The 2,622-nt window shown below is 37.1% G+C and carries 2 protein-coding genes; both read right to left on the bottom strand.

The genetic code is table 11. From position 1 onward, the window contains the following. Window positions 1-103: 103 nt before the first annotated feature. Complete coding sequence (istB, locus tag ACHRVL_RS22970) at window positions 104-850, bottom strand: IS21-like element helper ATPase IstB (protein ID WP_395415590.1); 747 nt, start codon at window positions 848-850, stop codon at window positions 104-106. Between the two features lie 45 nt (window positions 851-895). Next, complete coding sequence (gene istA, locus ACHRVL_RS22965; RefSeq protein ID WP_395415589.1) at window positions 896-2,452, bottom strand: IS21 family transposase; 1,557 nt, start codon at window positions 2,450-2,452, stop codon at window positions 896-898. Window positions 2,453-2,622 lie beyond the last annotated feature (170 nt).

Below are 2,622 nucleotides of genomic sequence, written 5' to 3'. Positions count from 1 at the left end.
TGATTATTCCGGTGAAAGTGTACACCTAATTCCGGTTTAAACTGGACAGTTTATTCTTTAGAAAATGAAGAGTTATTTTACTGATGTTTTTCTTGGTTTAAAATTAGGTAAATTTTTTACTGCTTTTCATTTTTTTTCTCATGGATTCGCCTTTAAGTTCAAAACGTATTGCTGAGTGAATAATTCGATCCAAAATAGCATCAGCTATTGTCTTTTCTTCTATTAGTTCATACCAGTTTTTTATTGGTAATTGTGAACAAAAAATAGTAGCTCTCTTTTGATTGCGGTCCTCTATGAGATCCATTAAAATTATCTGTTTATCATTGTTGATAGCCTGTAGTCCAAAGTCATCAATGATTAGTAAATCATAATTTTCGATTTTAATGAGTTCTCTGATATAGGAACCATCGGCTTTAGCCAGCATTAACTTTTGAAAAAGTTTCCCTAGATTATAATAAAGTACTCTGTATCCTTTCATACATCCCTGGTATCCCAGAGCTGTTGCCAAAAAGCTTTTTCCTGTCCCTGTACAGCCCGTGATAATGATATTTTCATTTCGATCAATAAAAGAACAGTCTGATAAACGTGTCAGAAGATTGCGGTCAAGATTTCGATCTGCTGTATGAGTCATCTCTTCCAAAGAAGCCTGATAATGGAACTTAGCATTTTTAAGTAGTCGCTCTGTGCGGCTATTATTGCGATGGTTGTCTTCTGATTCTATAAGCCATGAGATAAATTCATCATTGGTAAAAGTATCTTGGTTTCTGGTCTCGAAGGAAGATTCATAAGCTCTTTTCATCCCGTGTAGACGCATCTTATGCATCTTCTCTATTGTGGCACTAGTGTTCATATTTGACTTGTTTTTAAATGGATTTCTTTTGATTTTTAGAGAGTCTTAGCAATAGTAATCTGCTCCCCTGATATTGTCGTGTTCTATAATTACGGTATGGAATAAATCAGGCTCTTCTTCCTTGTCGAGTCCTCTTTCCAAAATATTTTTGATAGGTATATAGCCTACAGCTTCATGCTTTAGGGCACGTTTACAGGCATTGTTAAGCCTTTCATTTCCAGCTTTCAGTCCAAGATTAAGTATTCCTATGCAGCTTTTGTAGCTCTGTTCCTGATACTGTTTTTTATCTAAAATCTTTTCGATACACTCCTTTACGCAAAGGCCTATTTTTTCTGCACGTGTGATAAAATATTCCGGATTCCAGCCGCTTGTGTAAGTATGATTCATTGGCATGTGTTCCTTTACAGTAGTATAATGAAAGGCTTTTCGGCTTCGTGCATGCAAGGCGATACGGGTCTGATTCTGATAGATTTCCACTGTATTGTGGGTAAGGATCATTTTAACCTTTTTACCAATATGAGTATAGGGAACGCTGTAATGGTTCTTGTCGGTTGAATAATAGACATGAGAGTTTTTCTGTACGGTTGCCATTTTATAGTCTCTTAGTTCATATCGCTCTAGTGGTAAGGGGCGCAAAGCTTCCTTTTCCATTTCTAAAAACAAAATTTTTCGACTGTGCTGTTTTTTCTGGAAAGGGGTTTGGTTATAAGATTCCAGAAGCTCTCTTATAGCCAGATTCAAGTCAATGATGTTGTAAAATTCCCGGTCCCTTAAAACAGCATAAATGCGAGTATAGCTAATATTTACAGCTCCTTCTACAAGAGATTTGTCTTTAGGCTTTAAAGCCCTTGCTGGCATTATTGAAGTATCATAATGTGAGGCGAAGCTAGCAAACTGCTCGTTTATATGGGGTTCATATCGATTGGACCTGGTGACGGCTGATTTTAGATTATCCGGGATAATACAGGCAGGAACACCTCCAAAAAAAAGCAGGCAATTTTGAACACTATTGATAAAATCGGGTATCTGCTGTGAATAAGAAGCTTCTACATAAGTATATTGACTTGCACCCAAGGTGGCTACAAAGACTTCCACCGGTTTTATTTCACCAGTTTGCTGGTCGATGATATGGAGTTTCTTTCCTGCATAATCGATAAAGAGTTTCTCTCCAGCCTTATGGATAGTAGGCATATATCCTTGGGATTTCTTACTCCACCTACTGTAATGTTCACAAAACTGAGTATACATGACCCCTTGCGGGTACTTACTTTTATAGGCATTCCATAGAATCTGACGCGTAACCCCAACACGCTTTAATTCCTTCTCCACATAAGGAAAAAAGGCATATAAATCCAGATGAATATGTTCTCTTGTAGCACTGTTTAAATCATCCGAGAATTCAAAAAATTCAGATAAGTCGGCTTCTTTAAGTTCCAAGAGGTCTTTCATACTTATGCCAGAACTTTCAATAGCCCCTAAATACTTGACGATAGTTGTCCTTGATTTTCCAAGACTTAGAGATATTTGGCTATTGGAAAGACCGTTGGCTTTCATTCTAATGATTTCTCGTATCATAACTGATCCTATTGATTTATTGGCCATACTTATGTGATTTGATCACAAAGTAGGGCTAAAAATCATCATTAAAATAACTGTTCACTTTGCCCAGAATAAACTGTTCACTTTGCTCCGGAATGACTGTTCACTTTGCCCGGAATGGACTGTTCACTTTACTCCGGAATGAACTGTTCAGTTTGCTCCGGAATACCCAA

This window comes from Flavobacterium sp. FlaQc-28 (genome assembly GCF_044007415.1).
Taxonomy (GTDB): Bacteria; Bacteroidota; Bacteroidia; order Flavobacteriales; family Flavobacteriaceae; genus Flavobacterium.
This window is presented reverse-complemented; position numbering and strand designations above follow the sequence as displayed.